Below are 26,308 nucleotides of genomic sequence, written 5' to 3'. Positions count from 1 at the left end.
GAGGCCATCATGAGCCCGAAAACTCCACGGCCCAAGGCTGCCAGCGGCTTCACCATCGAACGCCGGTCATCCTGCGGCAAGATCTACACCACGGTAACCCTGTGCCCGACAACAGCAACACCAATGGAAGTATTCATCCGTTTCGGCAAGGCCGGAGGATGTGGTTCCGCCATGGCAGACGGTATCGCTCGCCTGGTCTCCTACGGACTCCGTTCGGGACTTGAGCCGACCGATGCTTTCAAAGCCTTGAGCGGCATAGGCTGTCACCTCGGAAGCAATACCTGTCTCAACAGCGTTGCTGAATCGATCCGTTTTGTGCTCGCGCATCTGGAAACGGGCCGCGACATCAACGAGCTGATCGAAGAAGCAGCTCTGGCTGAAGCAAATGCCAGCACTCACGACTTCATCTGATACCAATCCAATAGCAACACCTGGCAGGGAGCATAGACATCCCTGCGGGGTGGTCTGTCTCCGTGTCGGGACAACCCTGCACAGGAGGCAGACATGAACTACGAAATCAGGAGCACGTTCAAAATCGATGCGCCCAAAACGGTAACCATCAAAGGCAGGACACCGGGACACCACGCTGTTCCACCGGCGGACGAGCAGTACATCTTCCGTCAGGCCACCCTGTCCGACCTGTTCACCTGGTATCTGTTGGGTGAACGGTCACTCTACCTCACCGGCCCCACCGGCTGCGGCAAGTCCTCCGTCATCATCGAGGTCGCAGCACGGCTCAGTATCCCCCTCTGGAACGTTGTCGCCCATTCCCGGCTGGAAACACCGGAACTGATCGGCGGCTATCGGCTCAATGCCGGCGGAGGAATGGATTTTGTGCATGGGCCGCTCATCATTGCCATGAAAGAAGGTGGCTGGTTCCTGATCGATGAAATCGATCTGCTCGACCCGTCCACTGCAGCTGGGCTGAACGGAGTTGCCGAAGGCCGCTCTATCACCATTCCGGAAACGGGAGAAGTGGTGACGGCACATTCGGATTTCCGTTTCATCGCCACCGCCAATTCCAACGGAGCCGGTGACGCCACTGGTCTCTATCAGGGGATTCTGCGGCAGAACCTGGCCTTCCTGGACCGCTTCTACATGATCGAGGTCGGTTATCCCGATCCGGAGATCGAAAAGAAAATCCTGACCGAGGTAGCTCCATCGGTAGGCAGCGACATCAGAGACCGCATGGTGGACATCGCCAACGAAATCCGCGCCCTGTTCATCAAGGGTGAAGCGGAAGTCACGCTTTCGACCCGAACCCTGACCAGGTGGGCACGTATCACCGCCTTCCAGGCACGGGCCGCGGCAAGTCAAGGCATGTCCAACGGCGAAACATTGACCAAGGCCTTCGACCGGGCACTCGGCTTCCGGGCTGAACCCGACACCCGAACCGCCCTGCATGCGGTATTGCAGCGGCATTTCGGTGACAGGAGGACGCCATGACCAAATACAGGTGCATCAAATCCTCCGTGGATCTGCACCTGCTGGACAGGATCAGAAACCACGACAAGGTCTACCATTTGGCGGTATTCGAGCGGGATGACGGTTGTTTCGACGTCCTGTACCGCTATGGACGCCGGGGCACAATCATGCGTCTCGGTATCCTCAAAGGTGGCGAATGCCTTCGCGACTATCGCACAGCCAGCAATCTCATGACCCGTAAGGAAGCGGCGCAGGTCAACGGCGACGGGTATCAGTATGCCAGCGGCATCACACCCGACGTCTGGAAGGATCTGCTCTCCCCTCCCCTACCCCATGAAGATGTAGCCGCAAAGCCGCAACCATCCAAGCAACCTGAACCAACAGTTCCGGCACCTGAAATAGGCGGTGACGGTCCGAAAACCTGGTTCTGGTAATCACTACAACCCCACCGGGGGAGACCAACTCCCTCGGGGAGAAGTCTCCTTCCGGATGACCTACCCTCGAAAGGAGACATCATGAACAGCCAAACCACCATCACCAAGGTCCTCCAGGGCCTTGTCCTGGTTCATCTCAGCTTCTCCGTCTGGTCCGGCAAGAAGAAACTCCGACCGGAAGACCTCAAGGGGGCGAATCTGCCACCCGACAAACTCGCCTCACTCGGTTCCAAGCGCATCTTCGCCCCTGATGCCCTCAAGGTGTTCGCCACCCTGAAGCGCCAGGCCGAACGCGCCTGCGAGGAGGTGGGAGTCCGATTCCTCGGCGGCTATGCCATTCCCGAGGAAAAGCTGATTCCCCTCATGGAGAAGATGGAACAGATCGAACAAAGCTTTGCCACGGCAAAGACTGACTTTCTGTCGGCATACGACGACAATCTCAAAGACTGGCTCGCCGAAGCTGGCGAATGGTCGGAGATCGTCGCCCGTGCCGTTGAGCCGGCCAGCCGTGTCGCGGAACGACTTGCCTGCGGGTTTACCGCCTTCAAAGTGGAAGCTCCTGGTGAAGCGGTTTCAGCCACACAACCACTGGAACGTCAGGTCGAAGGCCTTGCGGATCAACTGATCCATGAGATCGGCGCCCTGGCAAAATCTACCTGGGAAGAATCGTACCGGGGGCGAACTTCCGTGACCCGGAAGGCACTTCGTCCCCTAAAGTCGATTCTCGACAAACTCTCCAGCCTCAGCTTCGTAGGCCCTGACAAGATCAGCGCCCTCGTTGCCAACGTGAACGCGGCGCTCGCCACCGTACCCAGATCAGGACCTGTTACCGGGGCAACCCTGATGAGCCTGGTCGGAGTACTGTGCGAGCTGTCCGATATTGCCGGTTTCATCACGACCGAGGAACGGGATGAGATGCTGCAACCTCTCCCCGAACCTGAAGTCGACCCTGCCTCACCGAGCATCACTCCGACAAAGACCATCACGAGAAGACCACAGCCGGCAAAACAGGTTGAAGCCCCGGCTGTCTGGTTCTGGTAGGAGGACACCATGAAAGCACGTCCTCTCGCCCTGATCGCCAAGGTCCTCGGCCGGAAATACGATGTGACCGTAACCATTGCCGGACAGATTGCCTGTACCAGCGGGAAGGAAATAACCATCCCGGTCGTGTCGGGAGATCATGCTGAAGCGCTTGCCCATGGCTATATCGACCATGAAGCTGCGCACGTCCGGTACACCGACTTTTCCGTTCAGTTGACGGATAATTTCGCGGGGGATCTACTCAATATTCTGGAAGATGTCAGGATCGAGCAGGCAATCGGCTGGGAGTATCCCGGCTGCATCGCCAACCTCCGTGAACTGACGCGCATCCTGGTTGAACAGCATGGCGCGTTCAAACCGGACCCATCCCATCCATCCCAGAGCATTCTTTCCTGGATCATGGCACTGACCCGCATCACGGTGCTGGGCCATGATTCGATGCGGCAAACCAGGGACAGCGCCGAACCATTGGTCCGGCAGATCCTTGGTAAGCATTTCAACCAGGCGGTACAGCTTCTGGGTCGGACCGGAACTCTTCGGTCAACCCGCGAGACAGCGGCGCTTCGCTATGAATTGATGAAGCTCATCGGGAACGTCGCACAGGAACAGGAAAAAGGCCAATCCCAAACCCCTCAGCGTGCTTCCGGCAATAACGGAAATACCGGCCAGGGGAATCAGGGTGGTCAATCGCCACAGAAGAACGCCACGAACACAAATGGTGGTCAACAGACGAAGGACGGTGGCATGCAGCAAGCGTCATCGCAGCCTTCACGCCATTCTGTCAATGGCGCGTCTTCCGGGCAGCAAACTCCGGGTCAATCGGGCGCATCACTTGAAACAGCCCGGCAGGCCATCTCGGAAGCACTGTCCGGCAAGAGCATCGGCTCTTACGGAAACGTTGGTGAGAAGCTTGCCGAACTGCTCTGTCAGAACGCAACCGAAAGCTTATTCAACGGGTCTGGAGCAGTTGCACCACGGCTGCCGTCCGCCCAACCACTGCGAAACGCCAGCGGCTACGATGACATCTCAGCTCTTCGTGTCCATACGGCAGCTCTGCGGGCCCGCCTTCAGGGGCTCGTCCAGGCATCGAAACAGAAACGCTCCACCCCGGCCCGTGTCGGACAACGGCTGGATTCCCGTGTTCTGACCCGGCTTCGTGTCGGTGATACCCGGGTCTTCAACAGGAAAGAGGAAAAACGGGCAGTCAACACGGCTGTCTGCATGCTTCTGGATAGTTCCGGGAGCATGGGCAACACAACCGTCCTCAACAAGATGGGCATAGCTTCACGCGCCTGTTTCGTTGCGGCGGAGGCCCTCTATTCCATCCCTGGCGTCCGGACATCTATAGCCACCTTCAAGGGGCATGACAACTGCGTCTTCCCCATGGTCGGCTTCGGAGAAAAACCGGAACACGGCAGGTTCAACATCACCGGGTCCGGCGGCACCAGGCTTGGCCATGCACTTTGGTGGGCATGGGGCGAGCTCTGCCTGCGCCGGGAAACCCGCAAGATCTGCATCGCCTTTTCCGATGGAGACACCGGAGATGGCCCCGTCACCCACGCCGCCATCAAGCGGATGAAGGAGTCGGGAATCGAGGTGATCGGGATCGGTATCCAGGATTACAGCATCAGACACTACCTGCCCGACAACCATCGGATCATCAAGAACCTCGATCAGTTCACCCCGGCCCTGCTGGAACTGCTGCGGGAAAAACTGGTCGCATAACACCTACAACTGCCAACCCGTCGGGGATGCGGATCATTCCCCGTCAGGGGGTGATCCGCCTTCTCCACAAGACAAGGAGGACATCAATGGCAAAACCACGATCACGCAAGGAGATGATGGCGTTTCTCGCAAACCACCAGCGCTACGACACCATGTCGAGTTGGAACAGGGCAACCTCATTCTCCCGGAACATCAAACTCCACCGCATCCAATTCCCTGACAGTGAAATCCGCAGCCGAGCATGGGATCTGCTGGACGTCGAAGAGGCGTTCGAGGAATTCGACGACACCATCGCTGAATTCAACGCCCGCAACCACTACCGCTACCAAATTCACCGCAACGGCAGAAGCGGCGGTTACCTGGTGCTGTACAACGGCGGCAGGAAGGACACCGGCTATAAGTCGTACTGTCCCGCCTGCGGCCAGAGAAACTACCGGATAGCCGAAGAAGGGACCGACGTATGCGGAGTCTGCAAACACCCACGGCGAAACTACACCCATCCGGTCATGACACCGTACACCACCGGCGAAACCATTGGTGAGCCATCCGGTGACTACGATGACTGGGAAACCTGCAGCCTTAAATCGCTGGTGGATCTGGTCTGGGACTTCGACAGGACTGTCGAAGCCGCCATCCGGCGCTTCATCGACTTCGCGATACACAATGAGGCTGCCGAGGAAACCATTATGGTCCCCCGCACGGTGAAGGTGAGCCGTGCGGTTGGGGGTGCAGCATGAAAATCACCATAGCAAACGACAAGGCATCGGCAACGGTCATCTGCCGGGATCTGATCCTGGATGATTCCATAGCCGGTGCCCGCAATCTCTTCTATCTCACCGCCTACGGCCCCACCCAGGAGATCCGGGCGTTCGCCCAGATTCTGGCCATTAAGGGGTCGCTTGAATGCCACGGTAAAGAAGACAGATCGATCAACATCTGGAGCAACCATCCTCTGCGAATAATTCCGAAGATGGGCGAAGGGTATTCGGGGGCGTATATCACGCCGTCGTCCGACTCGTCTTTTCTGATCGGCACCTCGAAGGCGGATTGCTACCAGGTCTTTACCAGGATTCTCGATCAAAGGGAGTTTGTCCACCGCGATTGGTACGAGGCGCTGTTCAACGAGGTATCCACGGAAATAGAGCCTGTTGTTGGAAACAAGCGGTGCTGGAAATTCCGGGCCCACGAACTCAAGTCGGAGATAGTCAACCGGCTCAAGTACGGCGGGCTCAAGATGCCACCCGCAACAGCGCATTTCACCATCGAGAAGGAGGAACGCCATGAGCACACTCGCCAACAGGACCGATAAGAAGTTCCTGCTAGCCGCTCTCCGCGCAATCCGGGAGCTCGACCGGGCCAATATCGGCGGCATCACCAAGGAGGACGACGCCGACATGAAGGCTGCCAGGAATCACTTGCTGGCGGTCATCCAGTCGAACGGCTACCAGATCAACTACGACACGTACCGTTTGATCCAGGGGACGTCCCCGACCGAAGTCCTCTAAACTATCCCGCTTCGGGGTAGGCGGCATTGACCACCTCCCCCACGGGACAAGTGTGCCTCAATCCGCCTGCCCCCTGTTGCCAAGGAGACAGGCATGGAACTTACCACTACCATCAACAGCTCGTTTTCCCGCACCCGGGGGAATGAACTGAACAAGGGGTACTACCCGACCTTTCCAGCCGACGTTCAGACGGTTCTCCATATCCTGGAGCCGTCATTCGGTTGGAAAAGCCGGCGCTACAATGCCCTGAAAACCATATCCGTCCTTGACCCCTGCGCGGGTGAAGGCGAATTCCTGACCACAGTGACCCGCTGGCTCAAGCGACGTTTTGCCGCCTCCAACGGTTCACCTCACGAAATCCTCTCCTATGCCGTTGAACTGGATGCCGGCAGGTTCGCCAGGATTCACGGGACAACCCAGAAACTCAACTCGTCGTTCTTCGACGTGGAGCTTTCCGGCAAGTTCAACCTGATCCTGCTGAATCCGCCCTACAACAAGGCCGCCGGCAACGAACTGGTCACCTGGATGGAAAAGACGGCTCCGCTGCTGGCCTATGAAGGAGTGATGATCCTCATCATTCCCGAGTATGAGCTGAAAGGGAGACTGCTGGAGATCATCCAGGGAACGTTTACCTTTGCCTACGCCTTCCAAAGCGAAGAATACGCCCGTTTCAAGCAGGTGGTCGTGTTTCTGGCAAAGAACCAGGACAACAGCGGCGAATATTACAAACAATATGCGCGTTATCAGAGTTGGCCCGTTGCCAACCTGGGGGATGGAGCGGTACGGGGGAAGTACACCGTGTCGGGCAAACGCCAGACTCTTTCCCTTGGTGGAAGCAATGGCAGCAACCGCCCGCTCATGACGGCCCGCGACCTCTCGGAGTTATACCGGGAGTGCGAGGACCGGCTCGACAAAGCGGCAGGCATGGTGCTGGACCGGCAGTATCCGTCGTCCTACGACACCAGCATCCAGCCTATATCAACCCTGCGAACGGCGCATGCCGTCCAACTTGCAGCCATGAACAGCCAGGTGCGACTTGAAGTCGCATAAGTAATTGTTTCCATTGCATCATGCAAGAGGAAACCTGTTGCCCCATCAACAGTAACCTACCGATACATGCGTGGTTGGCAACAACCGGGTGTGAAGCTATCGGGACAATGTACCCCGCCTTTCAGGCAAGCCAAGCCCGTGAGGTCAAGGCCGATTCTGCGAGTGTCAATGTGGAATGGGGGCTAGGTTAGAGCGGTATGGTTAACATCAAGTGAACCGTTGATAAACACCGTGATCATCATGGGCTAAAGACACTGATAAGCCCTGGCCAAAATGGCAAGTAGCTGGTTATCCCCCTTTGGCTTGGGGATACATGGGCATTAGAGCTACCGGTGGATAGACGGAACCTAACCCGTTCGTATTACTTATGCGGAACAAGGTAAGCCCGTATCCCTCCTGGATAACCAGGTAAGGCGACCGCGAGGAAGCCCGAATGGGGTGCGGGTAGAGGAAGTCGGAAAAAGCGAATGCCGTCCTGTAATGGGATGGATAGGGGTTTAAATGTTACTCCACGGGAAACCGGGCAGACTTCCGACAGGTCTTTCACCACGAGAAAACTTACAGAACCTCTTGAAAGGAGGAAAGCAAATGAAGACTGAACATGAACGCTCAGAAGCGACAGCCTGTGCACCTCCGGCGGATGTGGACTGGCACCAGATCAATTGGTCCAGATGCCACGCAAACGTAAGGAGGCTGCAAGCCCGTATCGTGAAGGCAACCAAGGAAGGCAGATGGGGGAAGGTGAAATCCCTACAACATCTGCTGACCCACTCGTTTAGCGGAAAAGCATTAGCCGTAAAACGAGTGACCGAGAATCACGGGAAAAGGACACCAGGCGTTGACAAGGTAACCTGGTCAACACCGGAATCCAAATCGAATGCGGTCAAGTCGCTCAAGAGGCGTGGATTCAAGCCACAACCCTTGAGAAGGATCTACATCCCTAAAGCAAACGGAAAACGTCGCCCCCTTGGTATTCCAACGATGAAGGATAGAGCTATGCAGGCGTTGTATCTGCTGGCCCTGGAACCCATCGCGGAAACCACAGCTGACCCGAATTCGTATGGGTTCAGGCCGGAACGCTGCTGCGCTGACGCAATTGAAGCCTGTTTCACAGCACTTGGCAACAAGGAAACAGCTCAGTGGGTTTTGGAGGGAGACATCAAAGGTTGCTTCGACAACATCAGTCATGACTGGCTATTGGAAAACATCCCAATAGACAGGAACATTCTTAGGAAATGGCTGAAGGCCGGGTTCGTCGAATTGAACACTCTCTTTCCAACGGAGGCCGGAACACCCCAAGGAGGAATCATTTCTCCGGTTCTGGCTAATATGGCTCTCGATGGACTGGAATCGCTCCTGGCAAGAAGATTCAAACTTTTCCAGGGCGCGAAACGTTTCCACCCGAAAGTCAACTTGGTTCGATATGCGGACGATTTCATAATCACCGGAGCCTCGAAAGAGCTTCTGGAAAATGAAGTCAAACCTGTAGTGGAAGAATTCCTAGCCACAAGAGGTCTGGTTCTCTCGAAAGAGAAAACCAGTATCACACATGTCGATGATGGTTTTGATTTTCTGGGGAAAAATGTTCGGAAGTTTCAGGGCAAGCTCCTCATAAGACCATCAAAAAAGAGTGTTTTGCGATTTCTCGAAAACATCCGGGAAGTCACTAAAGGTAACAAGACTGCACCGCAAGGACGGCTGATTGGCCTGCTCAATCCGATTATCAGAGGGTGGGGAAATTACCACAAAAGCGATGTCGCCAAGGAAACCTTTAGTACGGCGAGCTATCAGATCTGGAAAACCCTATGGCGATGGGCCAAACGCAGGCACCCAAAGAAAGGGAAACAATGGGTAAGAAGGAAATACTTTATCCAGAAGAACTCCAGAAACTGGGTATTTGCCACGGCGGAGGGGAAAGAGCTGCTGGAAATTAGCTCAATTCCTATCAAACGACATGTGAAGATCAAAACTGGAGCAAATCCTTTCGATCCTGAATGGGAAGAGTATTTTGAAAAGCGGTTAGGGTTCAAAATGCAGAACTCCCTCAGCGGAAGGAACCTTCTCCGGGCACTCTGGCGAAGTCAAAAAGGAATCTGCCCTGTCTGTAACCAGAAGATAACCGCTGATACCGGGTGGGCGAACCACCATATCATTCGGAAATCCGAAGGCGGAAAGGATGGAAACCAAAACAGAGTGCTGCTTCACATCAATTGCCATAATCAAGTCCACAGCCGGAAACTATCGGTAAGGAAACCGGCTCCTCACAAAAGGGGCTTACGAAAGGCTTGAGCCGTGTGACTCGAAAGGGTCACGCACGGTTCTTAGGGGGGAAAGGGATAGCAATGTCCCCGCCCTACCCGACATAGAATCCGTCACCATCAACGGCGACTTCTTCCTGGCTAAATTCATGGTCATCACCAAAAACGAGACCTTCAAAGATCCGGAGAACAACTGCGAGACGATGGTCTGCAAGCCCACCGTCGAAGCATTTCTGATGGACCGCCACGGGTACGTGAAACCGGCCCGGGAACATGGGTTCGACTATTACGAACTCAACAGCCGTCTCTCATCGGTTCTTCTGCAGAAACTCTCACGGCTCTACCAACCCCTCCACGAAATTGGCCAGGATGAAGCATACCTGGTTGATGAACTACAGGGGATCGGCCTGCTCCCCCCGCAACGGGAAGCGGTCAAGGCCGTCATTAAGGCCTACCGCTCAGGACGCCGGGGCATTGGTATTCGCGCCAATACCGGCACCGGGAAAACATGGATGGCGAAAGCGGTGAAGTACCTGACCAATGCGAAACGCACGGTGATGGTATCGGAGCCGCAGCTCATCCCCCAACTGGCACGGGAATACGCCAACGAGGGGTTCAAGGTGCATGTCATCGACTCCTGGGAAGTCCTGAAGGATCTTGCTGCAACCAGGCCGCACGGTCTCTACCTGATCGCCTACACACGGCTCAGGATGCACCCGAAATACCGGCTATGCATCAGGAGTCGCAAAACCATCGTCAAGAAGGATGGTCACAGCTCCGTGGAATTCACGGAGGTCTGTCCATCCTGCCGTTCGCCTCTGACCGAGAAGATCCGCAAGGGTGACAAACCCAAGTGCTCGTATTGCGGCGAACCGCTCTTTACCTATATTCCTGAAAATGACCGCCCGGTCATGACCTATCGTCGCTGGATCAGCGAGATCGAAGCACACGGCACCGCCACGGAAGCCCGGACCCACAACAAGCAGTTGCCGTACATTCGGCTCCTGAAGCGGATACCGTTCGACCTTGCCATCTTCGACGAAGCCCATAACGCGGCCAACCTGATGAGCAATCAGGGGACCGCGTTCATCCGGCTCGCCGCCACCGCCGCCAGGGTGCTCGCCCTTACCGCCACCGTGACCAACGGCATGGCGAAATCCGTCTACAACATCCTGTGGGGGCTGAATCCGCAGCAGATGCGCGACGCCGGTTGGGAAATGAAGTCGGCCACTGATTTCCAGACCAAGTACGGAGCCTTCAAGGAGGTCCGGAAAACCGATGAGAAGAACCGCCACCGAGAATCGGAGCGTGTCACCACCTACGATACCGCCGGAATTTCGCCGGCTGCCCTGATCTACACGCTCCCCAACTTCGTCAATGTGGACAGTGACGACTTCGATGATCTGCCCCCGGTGGAACGGGAGGTCATCAAGTGCCAGGCGCATGCCCTGGTGGAAACCTGTCACCGGAGCATCGAAAACATCATCGAAAAGGCAGACTTGCCGCCGGAAGACCTTTTGGCAGCCGCAGCCGTCCGTAATGCCGCCTTTCTTCGTGTCAGTGACACGTTCAGGCATTACGACGACGAACTGAAGTTGCGGGATGCTCCGCTCGGCACGCTGCACAGGCTGTCGCTTCCCGACGGGGAGCTGCTGCTGGAAAAAGAAGAAAAACTGATTGGTATCGCCCAAGGGGTGATCGACCGGGGAGAGCGTCTACTGGTCTATACCGGGAACACGCAGAAGATCGACATGCGCCCCGTCTTGAAACGCATCCTTCGGGATAACGTCCAGGGTGCCAGCATCGAGATCCTTCCCGACTCGGTTGCACCTGAACGGCTGGTTGGATGGTTCGAGCAGGTAACGGCCCAAGTCGTTGTCGTCTCCTTCCACCGCGTCGCCACGGGTCTCAACCTCTCCCAGTTCAACAACCTCGTCTGGTACGACTACACATCCAATACCAGGCTGGCCGAACAGGGAGACGGCAGAATCCGTCGCGTCAATACCGCTGACATCCATCGGGCCCAGTTCGGGGAAGTCCGTCCCGTCCGCTATTGGTATCTCACCTCTTCGGAAGTCCAGGCCCTACAGCTTGCCTACACCCTGGAGGTGCGACTTGAAGTCGCATAAATGATTGTTTTCCTTGGCAACAAGAGAAAACCTGTTGTCCCATCAACAGTAACCTACCGATACATGCGTGGCTGGTAACGGCCGGGTATGAAGCTATCGGGACAATGTAACCCCGCCCGAAAAGGTAAGCAAAGACCGTGAGGTTGAAGCCGATTCTGCAAGTGTCAATGCGGATTGGGGGCTAGGTTGGATGGTATGGTCAACACATGTGAACCGTCGTTAAACGCCGTGATGTAGAACAAGCCAAAGACACTGACAGGCTTGAACCAAAAGGTATGTAGCTGGCTATTCCCTTTTCTAGTGGGAATACATGGGCATCAAAGCTACCGGTGGATAGACGGGACCTAACCCATTCTTGTCATTTATGCGGAACAAGGTAAGCCCGTATCTCTCCTGCTAAAACAGGTAAGCCGACCGCAAGGAAAGCCGAATTGAGGTGCGGGTAAAGGACGTCGGAGAAAGCGAATGCCATCCTGTAATGGGGTGGATAGGGATTGAGCGCAAGCAACATTATCCCACGGGAAACCGGGCAGACTTCCGACGGGTCTTTAATCACGAGAAAACTTACAGAACCTCTCGAAAGGAGGAAAGCAAATGGAAACTGAACATGAAAGCTCAACGGCGACAGTTTGTGCGCCTCCTACGGAACTGGAATGGCACCAGATCAACTGGAGCAAAGCCCATTCAAATGTAAGGAGGCTGCAAGCCCGTATCGTGAAGGCGGTCCAGGAAGGTAGATGGGGCAAGGTGAAAGCCTTGCAGCACCTACTGACCCGCTCATTTAGCGGCAAAGCAATCGCCGTCAAACGAGTGACAGAAAACCGAGGTAAGAACACACCGGGAGTTGATAAGGAAACATGGTCAACTCCTAAGTCCAAATCTCAAGCTGTGTTGTCCCTCAAGAAGCGTGGCTACAAAGCACAACCCTTGAGGCGGGTTTACATCCCGAAAGCAAACGGAAAGCGTCGCCCTTTGGGTATCCCGACGATGAAAGACAGAGCTATGCAGGCACTATATCTGCTGGCACTGGAACCAATCGCCGAGACCACAGCCGACCCCAACTCTTATGGGTTCAGGCCGGAACGGTCATGTGCAGATGCAATCGAAGCCTGTTTTGCAGCATTAGGCAAGGGCAAGTCTGCTCAGTGGGTACTGGAGGGGGACATCAAAGGATGCTTTGACAACATCAGTCACGAATGGATCATCAATAATGTCTCGATGGACAAAGTTATGCTCCATAAGTGGCTGAAAGCCGGTTTCATCGACAAAAGGACTCTCTTTCCTACAGAGGCTGGGACACCCCAAGGAGGCATCATCTCTCCGGTCCTGGCTAACATGACACTGGATGGATTAGAAAACCTACTGAACAGAACGTACAGAAGAACGTACGGGAAGAACGGTTTCAATCCGAAGGTGAATCTGATCAGATATGCGGATGATTTCGTGATAACCGGCTGTTCGAAAGAATTGCTGGAAAACGAGGTCAAACCTCTCGTGGAGCAATTCCTGGCCGCCAGAGGGTTGGTTCTCTCACAGGAGAAAACCAAGATCACCCATATCGAGGAAGGCTTTGACTTTCTAGGGAAAAACGTCCGCAAGTATGGCGGGAAACTCCTTATAAAGCCATCGAAGCGGAGCATTCTGGATGCACTACAGAATGTCCGCAAAGTCCTGAAGGAGAATAAGTCAGCAAGACAGGCGGCGTTGATAAACTTGCTCAATCCTATCATAAGAGGATGGGCAAACTACTACGCATCCGATGTCTCTGGCGATGCCTTCAAGTTAATGGAACACAGGATTTGGAGAGCCCTGTGGAATTGGGCAAAACGCAGGCATCCAAAGAAAGGAGCTCTATGGGTAAAGAGGAAGTACTTCATCCAAAAAGGCTCCCGCGATTGGATTTTCGCCTGCGGGAACGGAATTGAGTTACGTAACATAACTTCCGTGCCCATACGTCGCCATGTGAAGATTAAATCCGAAGCGAATCCCTTCGACACTAAGTGGGAGGAGTATTTTGAGCAGCGGTTGGGCTTCAAGATGCAACACACTCTCAGTGGAAGTAAGGCGCTTCGGGCACTCTGGAGATTTCAGAAAGGTATCTGTCCGATCTGCAACCAAAAGATAACCGCAACCACAGGATGGGAAAGCCATCATGTTGTATGGAAATCCAAGGGAGGAAAAGACGGAAACCAGAACAGAGTGTTGCTTCACATCAACTGCCACAGGAAAGTTCACAGCCAAAAGTTAACTGTGAAGAAGCCGGTTTCTCGAAGGAGAAACTTACAAAAGGCCTGAGCCGTATGCTTCGAAAGGGGCACGTACGGTTCTTTGGGGGGAAAGAAACAGAGATGTTTCCGACCTACCCGACAAGAGGATGGTTGCCAAGCTGGCGGAGGGGGAAACCCCGGACATCGACCCGGCGGAATGCAGCAGCAGCCAGTCGTTCTCGTCACTGATGACCAAGGCGCTCAAGGAGGGGAACTTCAACTACACGGACCCGTCGTCCCTGTTGAAGAAGATGACCCAGCACGAGAACGCTAGAGTCAGGGGGGACAACAAGGGAGAAACACCAATCAAGAATAACATCATCCAACTGCCGGTCATCAAACCGGCGCTACCTCCACCGTCCCAATCCATTGCCGTCATCCATTGTGAAGACGGCAGAGAGGTCACCCGAGAACTGCCATTCGGCATGTACCAGACCTTGCTGGATTCTGGAGCGCTGGAGTTCACCCTGTTCGGCGTCTATCTGCGCCAACCCGCTCCCCTACGGAAGCGGGCCTGACCATCACCAACAACCCTCGCGGGGACCGACTCCCCGCCGGGGGTGATCGGTCTCCGCAACCAACAAGGAGACCGACCATGACCGATACAAACACCGTAAAGCGCCTCATCATCCCCATGCACGACAACAGCGAGTTCTTTTCCGACAACGCTGACTACGCCGTCATCGATCTTGACGCCGCCCTCATCGAGCGGATCAAGAAGCTGGCGGTGGTCGTAAGGCAGATGAAGTCCTACAAGATCAGCGAATTCAACCATACCTGCGATTTCAGGACCGCCGATTGGGATGTCGAGCCGGACAAAGGCAAGGTAGCCCTGAAGGAGTTCGAGGGGCGGATGGAGTGTTCCACTCTGAACGTCACCGACAGCGATTTCTTCTGGTCGGGCTACTACAAGCACACCGATGTCCGGTGGGAAACCGATACGGTGCTGATCAAGTCGCTCGATGAACCGGACGTCCTGGATGAGCGGGAAGCGTGCGTAATTTCCTGATCATTATTCACCAACCCCACCGGGGAGACACGTCTCCCTTCGGGGGATCTGTCTCCTCGCACCACCAATCAAAGGAGACAGACCATGGCAGACTACATGAACCAATCAGTATTCCGACCATCCATTCCAAAGCACCTGCTCACCGACGAGGACCGGCGCTTCATCGAGACGTTCGGCATTACCTTCGAACCGGACGGCGAGGACAAGTTCTACCTCTACGCGGACGAATGGTGCTGCAACGGTTACCTCGATCCGGAGGAGCCCGGCGGGGAAGAAATCGAACTCACCGAGGACGATCTTCTCAACCGCTTCCAGGAGATAATCCGCCGTTCCAACGGCGAACTCCCCTGGATCTCCAAGGAGAGTGCCTACACCTGTTCACGGATGAGACCAGATGGTTTCGGCGGCGGAGCGATTTTCATTACCGCCGACGATATCCAGTACTGCTTCACCGGCCAATGGCTGGAACAGCGGATCAGTGAAGCGGAAACCGGCGACATCGGCCCGGGAACGGATGACCCGCCCCCGGCCAGGCCGGTTGTCGGGGTCATCATCGAAGGTGGTCTGGTGCAGAGCGTTGTCAGCACGGCGCCGGAGCGGCTCCCGGATCTGGACCTGGTCATCCTCGACTATGACGTTGAGGGGGCCGACGCTGACGAACTGCTCCATGTCCCCCAGGGAAATGGAGCAACAGCTCAGGCGGTCGGACGGATCGAACAGATCACCCTGTCCGACATCGACCTTTCTGCGGTGTTCGGCCAGATGCAGCAGAGGGGGTGGTGACCATGAGCCCTCTCAACCGACAGACTGACGAACCGACCAACGAGGACCGTGCCGACAGGATCGACACGGTCATGCAGGCCTACTGCCTGACCCTCGAAGGGCGGGACTTCGATGGTGACGAAGACGATGTGAAGGATCTGCTCACCGACCTGATGCACTTCTGTGAGCGGATGGAGATTGACTTCGAGGAAAATCTTCGCGTCGCCCGCAACAACTACAACCATGAACGGCTCGCGGAACAGGGCGACAACGGCCAGCTCGGCTGCCCGGTGTGCGGCTGCTTTCTGGAAGTCACCCGTACCGACACCCTGTTGGGGATCGACCGGGAGCTGTACGACTGCCAGGAATGCGACGAAACCTTCATCCGTGAGCTGAATGCCCCGGACAGCCCGCTCCAGCGAGCAGTCAAATGCGTCGGCTGCGGCAGCATGATACCGCAAACATCCGCACGCATCCTGTACCAGCGGGACGACTACGCCCACTTCATCGGCGAGTGCTGCTGGGACGAACGGCTGCGTGACTGAAAGGAGGCTGACAATGACCCTGAACGCAACGTTGCAGGCGGCTAGGGATATGGGTGTGCCGGTGCGTTACGCGGTAATGCGCCGGCTGGCCTTCTTGCAGCCGCAGATCAAGCATCTGGAGCGGGAAATCTGGGGAGCGCGACGGCGGATGGATCGCAGTCGAGACCCGCTGATCAAGGCGCTGTCCGAATCCTTCATCAGAGACCAGGAAAAGGAGCTGCGCCCCCTGAAACGGGAGGCGACGGCGCTCCTCAACCATGTCAACGGCAAGGAGACGGTGCAGGCGCCCGGCGGAATAACCCCGGAGATGATCGACCAGGCCCGGCAGTACCCCATCACCAGCATCATCGAATTTTCCAAGGGGCGGTACCGCTGCTGTCCGTTTCACGCGGACCGCAATCCGTCCATGGCCCTGTACGAAAACCACGTCCACTGTTTCGTCTGCAACCGGACCTGGGATTCAATCAGTGCCACGATGGCGCTGGATGGAGTGACCTTCCGGGAAGCCGTACTGGCTCTCCAGCGCTGAACATAATCTATCTCAAACCCTGTGGGGGCGATGACTGCCCCCAGGGGGAAGTCCGCCCCCGCTATCGGAGGAGGACATGAATCTCAATCTCTTCGGTGAACCGGTACCGCCGGTCACCAAACGAATCATGGTGCGCTCAATCGAGGCACGCTACCGAAACGAAGTCGTGCGTGACGATGCCCCGGAATGGGTGTCGATGCGTTTTACGAAACCAGAACAGGTCTATGAAATGTTCCGGGATCTCCGGCGTGAGACGAAGGAGCATTTCGTGGTGTTGCATCTCGACGGCAAGAACCGGATCGTCTGTTTCGACCGGGTATCCATCGGTTCGCTCAACCAGGCCATCGTTCATCCTCGGGAGGTGTTCAAGACGGCATGCCTGTCCAACGCGGCAGCCATACTGCTTGTACACAACCATCCGACCGGTGATCCGAACCCCAGCAGCGAAGATATCGCCATCACCAAGCGTCTCAAGGAGAGCGGCGACATTCTCGGCATCCGGGTACTGGATCACATCATTGTCGGTGATGACGAGTTCCTGAGTTTTGTCGAACAGGGACTTTTGTAAATAACGAGGGAGTGGCGTTCAGGCGCCCTCCCTCGACTCTTTCCCCGGCTCAAGAGGGTTCCCTAGAGCCACCGTTCCGGCGGTGGTTGTAGGGAGCCCTTTTGGGCCACCACAAAAAACTACAAGGGGGATAGGGTCATGTCAGTCAGAGCACGTATTAACGGTAGGGAATTCACGCTGAGCTGGGAGGAATTTGAGAAGGCGCTGCACCGGAACAACATTGTCGGTGGCGAATTCGAGGTTCTTGCCATATATGCCGGCGGGAGACCTTGCTAGCATCTTCAGGCCGGATACCCGTCCGACCTGGATAGAGGCGACCCATATGGTCGCCTTTTTTCAATTTTGTTATGTGGAGGGAATAAAGATTAGTTTACGCGTCCCTCGACAACAGCCAGTGCCCAGGTTAGCGATCCAACATACCGGGCATTTATGGCCAGCAGATCAGCGCCGAGCGGATTCTTTGGTTCCATGGGTTTTCCGTAGTCATCAGAATTGGCCGTCACAAAGCAGATGGAGCCTGCAAATCCTTTGCTGCGTAACGTTCGGCCTACATCAAGAAAAGCCTCGAAAATCTCACAGTCCTTTGCCTCCTGCTTGCCGCGACCTGCTGGAGCCATATACTTTCGGACCCTGTTCATAGCATTGAGGCTATGCGAATCGGCTATTCTCACTTTCTGTGAGACGGAAAGCAATTGCCTTGAAAGGTTCTCAAGGTGCTTAGAAAGATTAAGGTGTTCAACTCGATGACCGACTTCGTGTGTTCTGCCATAGACGATATCGACAACATCGACAAGCCTGGAGCGAAGCCTCTCAATTTTTTTCGATTCCCTTTCCAACTCGGTTTTGACGGTGTCGAGATTAGCAGTCCATTCACCATGAATTGTTTCATTGGTCACAAGCCATACGCCAGGAGTAAGTTGCCCGTTCAGCCTTATTAAAGCCATGGCCGCTGAAATCTCTTCCACGGCAATCGACTCCCGGCACGGAGCGCGGAGCACATCCAGTATGGTGCATGTATCGAGGAAAAGAACCGGCGCCGGCTTGGCTGTAATGGCGGCACATACCTCGTCAACTTCTATGAACATGGTCATCTGCCTTCTTTGTAATCAAGAAGACCAATCGCAAATTCGTACTCGATTGCAAGATCGTGAGCTCTGTCCTCTGACCAGCCCTCCTCCATCAATGAATGAATCAGCAAGTCAGTGTCGAGAGAGATTCGTTTTCTCTGAACAGCAATGAGGAAATCAAACCAGCGATTCCGATCACACGGGTGAGAGCTACCGGTTGATTTATTCGCCAACACTGAAAAATTATGGAACAGCACTGCCTCATCTTCACCGACAACATCCTTCAGGAACACTACGTCTCCTGACAATTCGGCTGTTACCGGGAGGCCTGCGATAGACGGACGCACAATGGTGTTGAGAAATTCTTCCAGAATCTTGTTGTACTGATCACGAGAAAGCTGGCTGCTATCCAGGGGAACAATGTTAGGAACGTACCAGGTGTCGCCCTCTTTCTGAAACAAGGAAAGTCCTGCCCTCTCAAGTCCATCCTCCGCAGTATGCTCAAAACTGAAGGCTTTTTCCCCCATCGAGCCGGCATCCTTCTCTCGATCCAATGCACGGTGCCAATGATCGCCACATCGAGCAGTGAACTGCTCGATAAGTTCTTCAACTTTGACTCCGTTCAGCTTGATGTACAAGTCGCGAAATACTTTCATTTCCTGTTCCTTCCCTTTGTTCATTCAGCGTAAACAGATCTACCGAAATTCAGCTCAATGTGAATAGATATACTCTTGCAAGCCTTGCTCGATGTTGGATCGAAAGTATTCCTCGCTGAGCCTGGGATCAAGTTTGAAGCCTGGCGACAAGGTCAGTCCCGAAGTTTGCAGGAGGCGCTCTGCAGAAACCGCACGCTCGGTAACATCAAGAAAAGGAAGTGTCTTGATTGCCGCTGAATCGAACGTGCAAAGGGTGAGATCTTCCTGTCTGACAAGAACTGCAAGCGATTCAATCTCGCCAGCGTGAACAGCTTGCTGACGCAATGGCGGCAACCGGCGAAGAACATCCTGCATCTCTTCGGGGTTTGCCGTAGTCTCAATCACACGACGGGTTTCAATATACTGCTGACGAAAATCAACCTGAAATTTCTGCCCACCTCTGCGGAAAAACTTTACCTCATCGACCACGGTCGAGGCGACGTGCAGTTCATGCATGGCAACGAGCCTGTCGAATACATCGATTTCGAGTAGTTTGATGATAACATCAGCATCAAGAAGCCATAATTTCAATCGACTCGCCCTCCACCTCACTCAATCCCCGGTATTCAAGAAACTCGTCGATATCTGCACGGTCAATGTCAAGCAGTTCAGAGAATTTGCCGCGCGAGATCAACCCCTTCCGGAGGCATTTTACTGCCAGAAGTGAGAATCGTTCCGAGGAGGGAGCCTCGATTGCCGTATCCCTTCTGATACGCCGGTCAATCATGAGCAGTTCGTCGTTGTTTGCCAGATCGTTCGCTTTATCCCACTCGATCAAGCGCATGTTAGCCATTCGATAGAGCAAAGCCTTTGTTGAAACCCCGAATTCCCTTGCAACATCTACTATGTCCGAAAAAGAGAGTTTCTGCTCCTTTATTCTCGCACTCAGTTCTTCCCGGACAGCACTTTCCGGCAGGAGAAGTGTCGATGCGAAACGCTCGGCCTTTTTCTCGATGTCTTTGAAAAGGACTTCATCCTGTTCAAGATCGGCAGGATTGAACGTATTCCAAGTGATGATATGGAAGAGCTCGTGGGCAAGCGTGAAATTGATGCGCCAGGGAGCTTCCTCACTATTGACGACAATTGCTGCGCCAAAATCCGGATGTACCGTTGAGGCTGCCGAACCAAACTCTGACAACTCCACGAAGAGGATCTTGGTTCGCAGTACCTGCTCCATAACTTTCTGGAGAGACAGCGCCGGCCTACTCCCCATATTCAGAAGGTTGCTCACCCTAGCCGCAAGCGCGTCAACCTGATGGTAGTTGCGAATATCTGCCGGCGAGACCGTTATTGCAAGCCCGGTCCCTTCTTCTGCTAAGCCCAACAGCTTTTCGAGTAGATGATATTCCTCGAACCTGTGCTTTATCGATGCCTCAATTTCTGCCTTCCTTTCGGAAGGCGCTCTCCGCCAGAGAAAATGAACTGCCGGCTGCGGTACATCTTCCCCCACCAGGAGGCTGTTCAGACTGCAGAAATAGGTCTTGGCGAACTGGGTCAACTCACTCGCCTTGACTTCACGATCACCTTTCTCGATATTACTCAGCGTTTGGTAATTACCGAAACCAAGCCGTGTAGCAGCTTCGCCGATTGACAGCCCGACGGCCTCTCGGGCTCTTCGCAGGCGCTCAGCCAACTCCATTCTCGACATCAAAATCCCCCTTTCTGTTAACCATAAATATAATAATATTATACCTTCTTGTCAATAATATAATATTTTATTATATACCCCATTGACAAATCAACCCACACTCCATATATTGACGATATCGGTAAACTTAACACCACATCTAGTAAATCAACAATCAAAGGAGAATGACCATGCCACGCAAGGAACATCATGTAGTACCAGGTTCAAATGGAGGATGGGATGTCGTGAAGCCGGGAGCACAGCGTGTATCGGTTCATACCGAGACGAAGAAAGAAGCGATTGATCAGGGGAGAAGGATCAGCCAGAACCAGGGGAGTGAATTCATCATTCACAACAAGGACGGCAGAATTTCCGGATCAGACAGCCATGGCAATGACCCGTTCCCGCCCAAAGGTTAGCATGCGGCCACGACGCAGAAATGAAATCCGGAATAACGATGATGCGCTTTATCTGGAATACCGCAAGCATCTCTGGGAAGCCGGAAAGGCTGCGAGCGAGCACACCGACAAAGCAATCCTGACTCTTTCCGCCGGTGCGCTCGCCCTTTCCATGACTTTTCTCAAGGATATTGTTCCGCTGAAGGATGTCATAGAACTTCCGCTGATCATTGCCGCTTGGTGCGCCTTCGGCAGTTCGATTGCTTGTGTTTTGATTTCTCAGTACGAAAGCAGAAGAGCCATTGACGTGCAGATGCAACGCCTCGAATCACAAATTGCCCGTGATTTTGAGAGTGCGAATCAACCAAATCCGCACACCAACCGGACAAACAGGCTAAACATTTTCGCAGGCGCCCTTTTCTTTACTGGGCTCATACTCACCATTCTTTTCACAACGTTCAACGTCAGGAGGTACTCGGAAATGAACAACAAGATCGGATCAGCCAACGGTAACCGCGGATATGCACCAGCACAACTGCCATCCAACCCAAAACCAGGAGCAGGATACTCGCCGCCAAGCCTGCCAACCCCTTCAACAGGTCAGGGTCCATCGACGTCCCCACCGCCGAAGAAGTAGAAAGAATCCTACAGACGAGAATTCTTGGCCTTTTCCTCACGATCAAGGAGTCGCTGCGCCCACTCCCGTGCACGCTGGTAACGTTCAAGTTGGTTTGCCGTCGGCAACTGGCCACTGGTCATGGCACTGGATGCTTCCAACAGCTCCTGAAGGGCTGCCAGTAAGTCTTCATAATCAACCACAAAGCCTCCATATCATGCATAGCATGCCTAGCATCTTGGACATACTATGCGATGTTATGATGATTACTCCGGCTGCCAGGCGCAACCTACCCAGTGTTCTTCGTAGCGCTTCACAAAGTCTTTCATCTCGCGAATGTTGGCCACAGGTTCACGGCAGGCCCGGGCGCAGGTAGAAACGACATCCCGGTAAAACTCCGGAGCGACAGGCCTGATGCCGTTATAATTCATAAACAACTCTGGAAGGCGCTCCGTGATTTTTGCTCCGCGAGGTGCCATCACAATGCTCGGAGGCTCGCCATACGTGTTGATCAACACGTATCGCCAGCTTGGGTCTGCGGCTCCCAGTCGAGGGACAATCTCACAGGGGCATGCATCTCCGCCTTTGGAAATGGATTCATAGACTTCTTTGAGGGCCAAGGGTTTGTTGGCCATCAGGACATAAGGCCCGGCCCCTACGTAACCACCCATTCTTTCGTCGTATTCGATGCCGAGCAAGTCTTCCAGGTCAAAGCGCGCATGCCGGTCAAGGGGGGCTTTTCCCGAGGTGAACCACTGAAGTTCCCGCAGGGTGACCCCTGCACGCCTGGCAATCTCTGCAGGCGGATTGGGCCAGCACGCCACGAGGTTCTTGGCGATCTCGGCTGCGTTGTCATGGTCACTTTCGGCCCAGAAATCATCATCCTCAACGATATCCTCCGGTGCCTTCTCACCTGTCAGCAGCCAGGTCCTGCCATTAAACCCATCAAGGTTAAAATAACGGGGCTGATCGGGCGGCAGGGAGGTCTCCCAGGATGACAGCCATTGACCGGGTTCCCAGTCGAGTTCACCGGTCAATGTTGGTTCCGGCACTTGCGCCGGTAAGGCCAGCCATTGCCGGATTCTTTCTTCCACCTCACGGCTGTTAACGCCTCTGAGACGACCACTGACATGAAATTCGTGGTCATATTGAGCGTCCCGGCAAAGGGCCTGGATGGACCCGGTAAGAGACCGGCCTTTTCTGTCGTGCTTCCCCAGCAGCCACTTGCTGGAGTCCTGTGCTGAGCGCAGGGAAGCAGGAAGGGATTTCTCCCTGGCATCGGCGACCTCAACCTGGACTCCGATTATTGCCATTTCCCCTGCCAGTTCAGGGCTGGCCGTCGCGAGGTGGCGGTTGATCCGCAAGATGTCCGGTCGGCCACGCAAGCCCTCGGCGTTACGCCACGCTTCCAGAAGAACATCCCGGACTGCCCTGGGCTGATCGACTGGGGTAAAGGTCATCCACCGAATGGGCAACCCGGCAACGGTCAATCCATAGAGTATAAGCGGGCTGAGCCCGTATCGCTCTGCATCGTTGATCTTGATCGGGTCCTGCACTGATACAATGCCATGCTGCTGATGGTGGAAAAGGAACTTGGCAATCGCTACGTAGAAATGATGCTCTCTTGGTGACGGCAGCGCCTGTTGATTCATGGCCCCTCCTGGGTAAACAAGATCTCCCCTCGAGAACTCAAGTTTTCCGGTTTATCATTCAAATCAGTTTCCGGGGGCTGAAGCGAAATCAGCCACTCAGCCAAATCCACTGATTCATGGTTGCCATTCTGGCTGAGGCTGAACAGCAGGTCTTCCTGGCGTGGTTGACCGAAAACCATACGATAGAGAGCTAAACCCTGCTTCAGTCGTTTGAGCTTCCCGACCTCCTTGCTGTACGGGAGCAGCGGAATGCGGCGCTCCACCCGGGCAGAACCATCCTCGAAGATCCAATACGGGATGAGATCGGAATGCCCATTGGATTTGCCTCGGGCCGCGATTTGGAAAAGAGTCTGCCACGGGTCGCCTCCCTCATGAGCCCCAGAGAGAGCAGTCAGACCATACCGTTCCGCAATATTCTTTCTGACCGCATGGCCTTTATAGCGATGAACCCGACCTTCTCGTTGTTCAAGATCAACGGGATTAGAAGGGAGGTTCCAATGCACCACCGCATGGCACCATGTGTGAAAGTCCAATCCTTCCTGACCTATTGAGGTCGAAGCCAGAACGAAGGGACGAAATGGAGAGTTGAAAGCATCACGAACCGAATCGGCGCGAACAAGAGCCTGGTTGTTGTCGTCTCGAATATCCCCGAACCGGAGCGCGAAACGGCAGCGGGTGTTGAAAGGTTCAACCGCGAAGCCTTCGCCCGACATCTTTATTTCGTCGATTCCAATCTGAGCGGCACGCAGTGACAACACCGATTGGATGCACTCGGCTATGCCAGCCACCTGTTCTTCCGGGGTGTGCTCCTGGAGACCCAATGACTCTCGAAGGACATGCACATATTCGTCGAGGACCGCCTGGAGGTTGCCGTCGATACCGTACTGAAGCGTCAACCTCCAAAAGGTATCCTCGCCGGAGCCCCGCAGCATGGCAATCGTTTCCGGCATGTTGAAGAGAGATCGGAAGCCGGATGCGACTCTGGCTGCGGCTGACAGCAAGTTCGGATCGGATGCTTCGAGCCCGGCACCGATACGGCGAAGTGATCGCAAGGCACATACGCCAGGACCGGCCAGAGCAAGATCGCAAAGCACATCTACCAGATCATCCGGCCGGGGGCCGAGAGGTTTCTCGTTACCCTCTGCCATGCTGAGCAGCAGGTCGATGTGATCTTTGAAGCGGGTGCCTGATTCATGGTCCGGCGTAGCGGACCTCCATCCCGACTGGCCTTTACACCAGTCCGACAGACCGTTGTGGGAGTCGAGAAGAATGGGAGCTGCCCAATACCATCGCTCATCAGCCCGCGTCCCTTCCCTGGCATCAGGCAGGGTTTCGATCAAACTGCGGCAAACAGCCTTAACCTCGTCCTTTAGCTCTTGGACGCTCAGTGTTCCGCCTCGACGAAGAGCAATCTCAAGCGGATCTATCTTGCTGGCAAGTGTTGGCGATGGCAGCAACCAGGCAATGATCGGCATGCCAGTCAGGCGATTATCGTTTGAGGCCACCGCAAACCGCAGCAAAGGCTTGATTTTGTCATAGAGTTCGCTGTGGGAAACCGAAGTCCCGGCAATCATCTTCCTTTCGGCTTCGTAAGAGCAGATTGACGCAACCGCGTCTGGAACGGCGCTCCAGGAGGAAAACACAAGAGCCTTGGTCAATCCATCCTTGTCCCGATACACACCACCCGGCTCGATATACGGCATGGACGGCGGCATCCACAAAAGCTGCCACATGCCTTTATCAATCGTGTCCTCGAAAAGCACGCGCATCCTCGGATTGGCAGGGTCGAGAGCCTGATAGCCTTCCAATTTGTCTTTCGTCAGCAACTGTCCATTTGCCGAGGAAAGAGTCCCTCGAAGAGCATCTGAGGGAGCATTCAACTGGGCATCCAGCTTATGCCTCAGCTCATAATGCTTCAGAAAGTTGATCAGGTAAGGCGCTGACTTCCAGTATTCGATTGGCTCCCCGGCCTTGACACAGATAGCCACCGCGTCAACCGTCGCGGCATGCTGAAGATCTGCCGGCGTAAGGGGGGCCGTCCGTTCAATCTCGGTCAGCATTGAGTTGTGATCACGGGTTGTCGCGACCCGCTCCGTTCGACACATTACCTTTAGGAGAGCCTTTTCAAGTTCGGCCTTTTTCCCTGGATGACATGTCGAGCCCTTCGCGCAGACGTGAAGCGTCGTTCGATGTTCTGACAAGAGACTCTTGACCTCATCGACTTTGCCGGAGTCATTGAACAGGAAATTCAGCGTCCTGATGAAATCAGGATAGTGGTCGTCCTCGTCAGTCTCCTGGTCGAGTGTGAACATCTTGTAGGGCGTTGCGGAAAGGAGGAGAACACGAACGTCGGGATGTTCAAAGAGTGCTGTTGCCAGCATGGAGGCTTCGTCATCGCCGTCCAGCAGGTGCTTGAATCGTTGGAACTCATCAAGGATGACCAGGTCGGGCTCAAGCGCGGAAAGGCACACTGAAGCCAGCTTGCTTCTGAGCTTTCCGATCAGGTCGTAACGAAGCTCAGAATCCTCCCAGGGGATTCTGCTGTAGTCCCGGTAACAGGCAAAGCATTCACAGCCTTCCTTCAGTGCCGCGTACAGTTCTGCATCTTCAAGAACTGCCCGGCGGAAAGCCTTGGAAAGATCTGCATCCAGATCCTCCGTAGGGAGGTTTTTGGCCTTTGATCGCCAGTTATCCTTGCCTGCTGTCGCCTGCAGGAGGTTGAGCAGGCCTATGCGCAACCGCCTACGCCGTTCATTTTGCGCAAGGGGCAAGTCATACAGCATCCGATAGAGGATTGCCCGTTCGTCGGCATGCCCCCCTCGACTGCGGGCATGGTCGAAGGCGGTGCCGGGCGTCAGACTGATGAAATTCACCTTGTTCTTTCGCAGCGACCGTACTTGTCTGGGCAGGTAAGTCAGTCGCGTGGCGATTGAGGTGTCCTGTCAATAGTAGACACTCCCAACTCAAGCGGCGGCCGTGTTTGCGGAGAAGTTCATGGCAAATACG

At 54.8% G+C, this 26,308-nt stretch carries 26 protein-coding genes and 1 pseudogene; 20 read left to right on the top strand and 7 right to left on the bottom strand.

Features of this window, described 5'->3' with window-relative positions; genetic code table 11:
* Positions 1-9: 9 nt before the first annotated feature.
* The 18 genes and pseudogenes from KJB29_RS17310 to radC all read left to right on the top strand — a co-directional run.
* Positions 10-411: a TSCPD domain-containing protein gene (locus tag KJB29_RS17310; protein WP_215735585.1), complete on the top strand. Its 402-nt coding sequence runs from the start codon at positions 10-12 to the stop codon at positions 409-411.
* A 93-nt stretch (positions 412-504) separates the two neighbouring features.
* Positions 505-1,446, top strand: coding sequence for an AAA family ATPase (locus tag KJB29_RS17305; RefSeq protein WP_215735584.1), 942 nt, complete (start codon positions 505-507; stop codon positions 1,444-1,446).
* Positions 1,443-1,859, top strand: a complete 417-nt coding sequence (locus KJB29_RS17300; RefSeq protein WP_215735583.1) for a hypothetical protein — start codon at positions 1,443-1,445, stop codon at positions 1,857-1,859. The genes KJB29_RS17305 and KJB29_RS17300 overlap by 4 nt, the downstream gene beginning before the upstream one ends.
* An 81-nt stretch (positions 1,860-1,940) precedes the next feature.
* Positions 1,941-2,900, top strand: coding sequence for a DUF3150 domain-containing protein (locus tag KJB29_RS17295; RefSeq protein WP_215735582.1), 960 nt, complete (start codon positions 1,941-1,943; stop codon positions 2,898-2,900).
* A 9-nt stretch (positions 2,901-2,909) separates the two neighbouring features.
* Positions 2,910-4,625, top strand: a complete 1,716-nt coding sequence (locus KJB29_RS17290; protein ID WP_215735581.1) for a VWA domain-containing protein — start codon at positions 2,910-2,912, stop codon at positions 4,623-4,625.
* An 86-nt stretch (positions 4,626-4,711) separates the two neighbouring features.
* A complete protein-coding gene (locus tag KJB29_RS17285) occupies positions 4,712-5,362 on the top strand; it encodes a hypothetical protein (protein WP_215735580.1) in 651 nt (216 codons plus the stop codon).
* The gene (locus tag KJB29_RS17280) at positions 5,359-5,934 is read left to right on the top strand and encodes a hypothetical protein (protein ID WP_215735579.1); all 576 of its coding nucleotides are present in this window, start codon (positions 5,359-5,361) and stop codon (positions 5,932-5,934) included. The genes KJB29_RS17285 and KJB29_RS17280 overlap by 4 nt, the downstream gene beginning before the upstream one ends.
* A complete protein-coding gene (locus KJB29_RS17275) occupies positions 5,906-6,130 on the top strand; it encodes a hypothetical protein (protein WP_215735578.1) in 225 nt (74 codons plus the stop codon). Before KJB29_RS17280 ends, KJB29_RS17275 begins: the two co-directional genes overlap by 29 nt.
* 93 nt (positions 6,131-6,223) lie before the next feature.
* Positions 6,224-7,180, top strand: coding sequence for a DUF6094 domain-containing protein (locus KJB29_RS17270; protein ID WP_246561856.1), 957 nt, complete (start codon positions 6,224-6,226; stop codon positions 7,178-7,180).
* A gap of 588 nt (positions 7,181-7,768) precedes the next feature.
* Positions 7,769-9,469, top strand: coding sequence for a group II intron reverse transcriptase/maturase (ltrA, locus tag KJB29_RS17265; RefSeq protein WP_215735577.1), 1,701 nt, complete (start codon positions 7,769-7,771; stop codon positions 9,467-9,469).
* A gap of 118 nt (positions 9,470-9,587) precedes the next feature.
* Entirely contained in the window at positions 9,588-11,567 is a 1,980-nt protein-coding gene (locus KJB29_RS17260; protein WP_246561854.1) for a DEAD/DEAH box helicase family protein, read from the top strand.
* Positions 11,568-12,161: 594 nt separating this feature from the next.
* Complete coding sequence (gene ltrA, locus KJB29_RS17255; RefSeq protein WP_215735576.1) at positions 12,162-13,862, top strand: group II intron reverse transcriptase/maturase; 1,701 nt, start codon at positions 12,162-12,164, stop codon at positions 13,860-13,862.
* Positions 13,863-13,941: 79 nt separating this feature from the next.
* Positions 13,942-14,352, top strand: coding sequence for a hypothetical protein (locus KJB29_RS17250; RefSeq protein ID WP_246561852.1), 411 nt, complete (start codon positions 13,942-13,944; stop codon positions 14,350-14,352).
* A 77-nt stretch (positions 14,353-14,429) separates the two neighbouring features.
* A complete protein-coding gene (locus KJB29_RS17245) occupies positions 14,430-14,843 on the top strand; it encodes a hypothetical protein (protein WP_215735575.1) in 414 nt (137 codons plus the stop codon).
* 84 nt (positions 14,844-14,927) lie between these two features.
* Positions 14,928-15,626: a hypothetical protein gene (locus KJB29_RS17240; RefSeq protein ID WP_215735574.1), complete on the top strand. Its 699-nt coding sequence runs from the start codon at positions 14,928-14,930 to the stop codon at positions 15,624-15,626.
* 2 nt (positions 15,627-15,628) lie between these two features.
* Positions 15,629-16,150 carry a hypothetical protein gene (locus KJB29_RS17235; protein ID WP_215735573.1) on the top strand — a complete coding sequence of 174 codons (522 nt, stop codon included), beginning with the start codon at positions 15,629-15,631 and terminating at the stop codon, positions 16,148-16,150.
* 13 nt (positions 16,151-16,163) lie between these two features.
* Positions 16,164-16,679 (top strand): CHC2 zinc finger domain-containing protein, encoded by a 516-nt coding sequence (locus KJB29_RS17230; RefSeq protein ID WP_215735572.1) that lies wholly within the window; start codon positions 16,164-16,166, stop codon positions 16,677-16,679.
* Between the two features lie 193 nt (positions 16,680-16,872).
* Positions 16,873-17,247, top strand: a pseudogene (gene radC, locus KJB29_RS17225) (RadC family protein); the annotation flags it as partial.
* A 365-nt stretch (positions 17,248-17,612) separates the two neighbouring features.
* Here the strand turns inward: radC and KJB29_RS17220 are convergent.
* From KJB29_RS17220 to KJB29_RS17205, 4 genes are read right to left on the bottom strand one after another with little or no spacing between them, the layout of a single operon-like run.
* Positions 17,613-18,332 carry a hypothetical protein gene (locus KJB29_RS17220; RefSeq protein WP_215735571.1) on the bottom strand — a complete coding sequence of 240 codons (720 nt, stop codon included), beginning with the start codon at positions 18,330-18,332 and terminating at the stop codon, positions 17,613-17,615.
* Positions 18,333-18,334: 2 nt separating this feature from the next.
* Positions 18,335-18,970 (bottom strand): hypothetical protein, encoded by a 636-nt coding sequence (locus KJB29_RS17215; protein WP_215735570.1) that lies wholly within the window; start codon positions 18,968-18,970, stop codon positions 18,335-18,337.
* 54 nt (positions 18,971-19,024) lie between these two features.
* Entirely contained in the window at positions 19,025-19,540 is a 516-nt protein-coding gene (locus KJB29_RS17210; protein WP_215735569.1) for a hypothetical protein, read from the bottom strand.
* Entirely contained in the window at positions 19,521-20,657 is a 1,137-nt protein-coding gene (locus KJB29_RS17205) for a helix-turn-helix domain-containing protein (protein WP_215735568.1), read from the bottom strand. Before KJB29_RS17205 ends, KJB29_RS17210 begins: the two co-directional genes overlap by 20 nt.
* Positions 20,658-20,827: 170 nt before the next feature.
* Between KJB29_RS17205 and KJB29_RS17200 the strand changes: the two genes are divergently transcribed.
* Together KJB29_RS17200 and KJB29_RS17195 are read left to right on the top strand one after the other, a co-directional pair.
* Entirely contained in the window at positions 20,828-21,055 is a 228-nt protein-coding gene (locus tag KJB29_RS17200) for a DUF2188 domain-containing protein (protein WP_215735567.1), read from the top strand.
* The gene (locus tag KJB29_RS17195) at positions 21,024-21,671 is read left to right on the top strand and encodes a hypothetical protein (protein WP_215735566.1); all 648 of its coding nucleotides are present in this window, start codon (positions 21,024-21,026) and stop codon (positions 21,669-21,671) included. Before KJB29_RS17200 ends, KJB29_RS17195 begins: the two co-directional genes overlap by 32 nt.
* A gap of 8 nt (positions 21,672-21,679) precedes the next feature.
* Here KJB29_RS17195 and KJB29_RS17190 read toward each other — a convergent pair whose 3' ends face one another.
* The 3 genes from KJB29_RS17190 to KJB29_RS19760 all read right to left on the bottom strand — a co-directional run bounded on the left by KJB29_RS17190 (position 21,680) and on the right by KJB29_RS19760 (position 26,175).
* Positions 21,680-21,853 (bottom strand): hypothetical protein, encoded by a 174-nt coding sequence (locus tag KJB29_RS17190; RefSeq protein ID WP_215735565.1) that lies wholly within the window; start codon positions 21,851-21,853, stop codon positions 21,680-21,682.
* A 63-nt stretch (positions 21,854-21,916) separates the two neighbouring features.
* A complete protein-coding gene (locus tag KJB29_RS17185; protein WP_215735564.1) occupies positions 21,917-23,302 on the bottom strand; it encodes a hypothetical protein in 1,386 nt (461 codons plus the stop codon).
* Positions 23,299-26,175, bottom strand: a complete 2,877-nt coding sequence (locus tag KJB29_RS19760; protein ID WP_343213578.1) for a DEAD/DEAH box helicase — start codon at positions 26,173-26,175, stop codon at positions 23,299-23,301. Before KJB29_RS19760 ends, KJB29_RS17185 begins: the two co-directional genes overlap by 4 nt.
* Between the last annotated feature and the right edge of the window lie 133 nt (positions 26,176-26,308).

Source organism: Geobacter grbiciae (genome assembly GCF_018531165.1).
GTDB classification, from domain to species: domain Bacteria; phylum Desulfobacterota; class Desulfuromonadia; order Geobacterales; family Geobacteraceae; genus Geobacter; species Geobacter metallireducens.
This window is presented reverse-complemented; position numbering and strand designations above follow the sequence as displayed.

Coding starts and splice junctions, on each gene's coding strand:
- KJB29_RS17310 (WP_215735585.1), top strand. CDS start 10: ATGAGCCCGAAAACTCCACGGCCCAAGGCTGCCAGCGGCTTCACCATC.
- KJB29_RS17305 (WP_215735584.1), top strand. CDS start 505: ATGAACTACGAAATCAGGAGCACGTTCAAAATCGATGCGCCCAAAACG.
- KJB29_RS17300 (WP_215735583.1), top strand. CDS start 1,443: ATGACCAAATACAGGTGCATCAAATCCTCCGTGGATCTGCACCTGCTG.
- KJB29_RS17295 (WP_215735582.1), top strand. CDS start 1,941: ATGAACAGCCAAACCACCATCACCAAGGTCCTCCAGGGCCTTGTCCTG.
- KJB29_RS17290 (WP_215735581.1), top strand. CDS start 2,910: ATGAAAGCACGTCCTCTCGCCCTGATCGCCAAGGTCCTCGGCCGGAAA.
- KJB29_RS17285 (WP_215735580.1), top strand. CDS start 4,712: ATGGCAAAACCACGATCACGCAAGGAGATGATGGCGTTTCTCGCAAAC.
- KJB29_RS17280 (WP_215735579.1), top strand. CDS start 5,359: ATGAAAATCACCATAGCAAACGACAAGGCATCGGCAACGGTCATCTGC.
- KJB29_RS17275 (WP_215735578.1), top strand. CDS start 5,906: ATGAGCACACTCGCCAACAGGACCGATAAGAAGTTCCTGCTAGCCGCT.
- KJB29_RS17270 (WP_246561856.1), top strand. CDS start 6,224: ATGGAACTTACCACTACCATCAACAGCTCGTTTTCCCGCACCCGGGGG.
- ltrA (WP_215735577.1), top strand. CDS start 7,769: ATGAAGACTGAACATGAACGCTCAGAAGCGACAGCCTGTGCACCTCCG.
- KJB29_RS17260 (WP_246561854.1), top strand. CDS start 9,588: ATGGTCATCACCAAAAACGAGACCTTCAAAGATCCGGAGAACAACTGC.
- ltrA (WP_215735576.1), top strand. CDS start 12,162: ATGGAAACTGAACATGAAAGCTCAACGGCGACAGTTTGTGCGCCTCCT.
- KJB29_RS17250 (WP_246561852.1), top strand. CDS start 13,942: ATGGTTGCCAAGCTGGCGGAGGGGGAAACCCCGGACATCGACCCGGCG.
- KJB29_RS17245 (WP_215735575.1), top strand. CDS start 14,430: ATGACCGATACAAACACCGTAAAGCGCCTCATCATCCCCATGCACGAC.
- KJB29_RS17240 (WP_215735574.1), top strand. CDS start 14,928: ATGGCAGACTACATGAACCAATCAGTATTCCGACCATCCATTCCAAAG.
- KJB29_RS17235 (WP_215735573.1), top strand. CDS start 15,629: ATGAGCCCTCTCAACCGACAGACTGACGAACCGACCAACGAGGACCGT.
- KJB29_RS17230 (WP_215735572.1), top strand. CDS start 16,164: ATGACCCTGAACGCAACGTTGCAGGCGGCTAGGGATATGGGTGTGCCG.
- KJB29_RS17220 (WP_215735571.1), bottom strand. CDS start 18,332: ATGTTCATAGAAGTTGACGAGGTATGTGCCGCCATTACAGCCAAGCCG.
- KJB29_RS17215 (WP_215735570.1), bottom strand. CDS start 18,970: ATGAAAGTATTTCGCGACTTGTACATCAAGCTGAACGGAGTCAAAGTT.
- KJB29_RS17205 (WP_215735568.1), bottom strand. CDS start 20,657: ATGTCGAGAATGGAGTTGGCTGAGCGCCTGCGAAGAGCCCGAGAGGCC.
- KJB29_RS17200 (WP_215735567.1), top strand. CDS start 20,828: ATGCCACGCAAGGAACATCATGTAGTACCAGGTTCAAATGGAGGATGG.
- KJB29_RS17195 (WP_215735566.1), top strand. CDS start 21,024: ATGGCAATGACCCGTTCCCGCCCAAAGGTTAGCATGCGGCCACGACGC.
- KJB29_RS17185 (WP_215735564.1), bottom strand. CDS start 23,302: ATGAATCAACAGGCGCTGCCGTCACCAAGAGAGCATCATTTCTACGTA.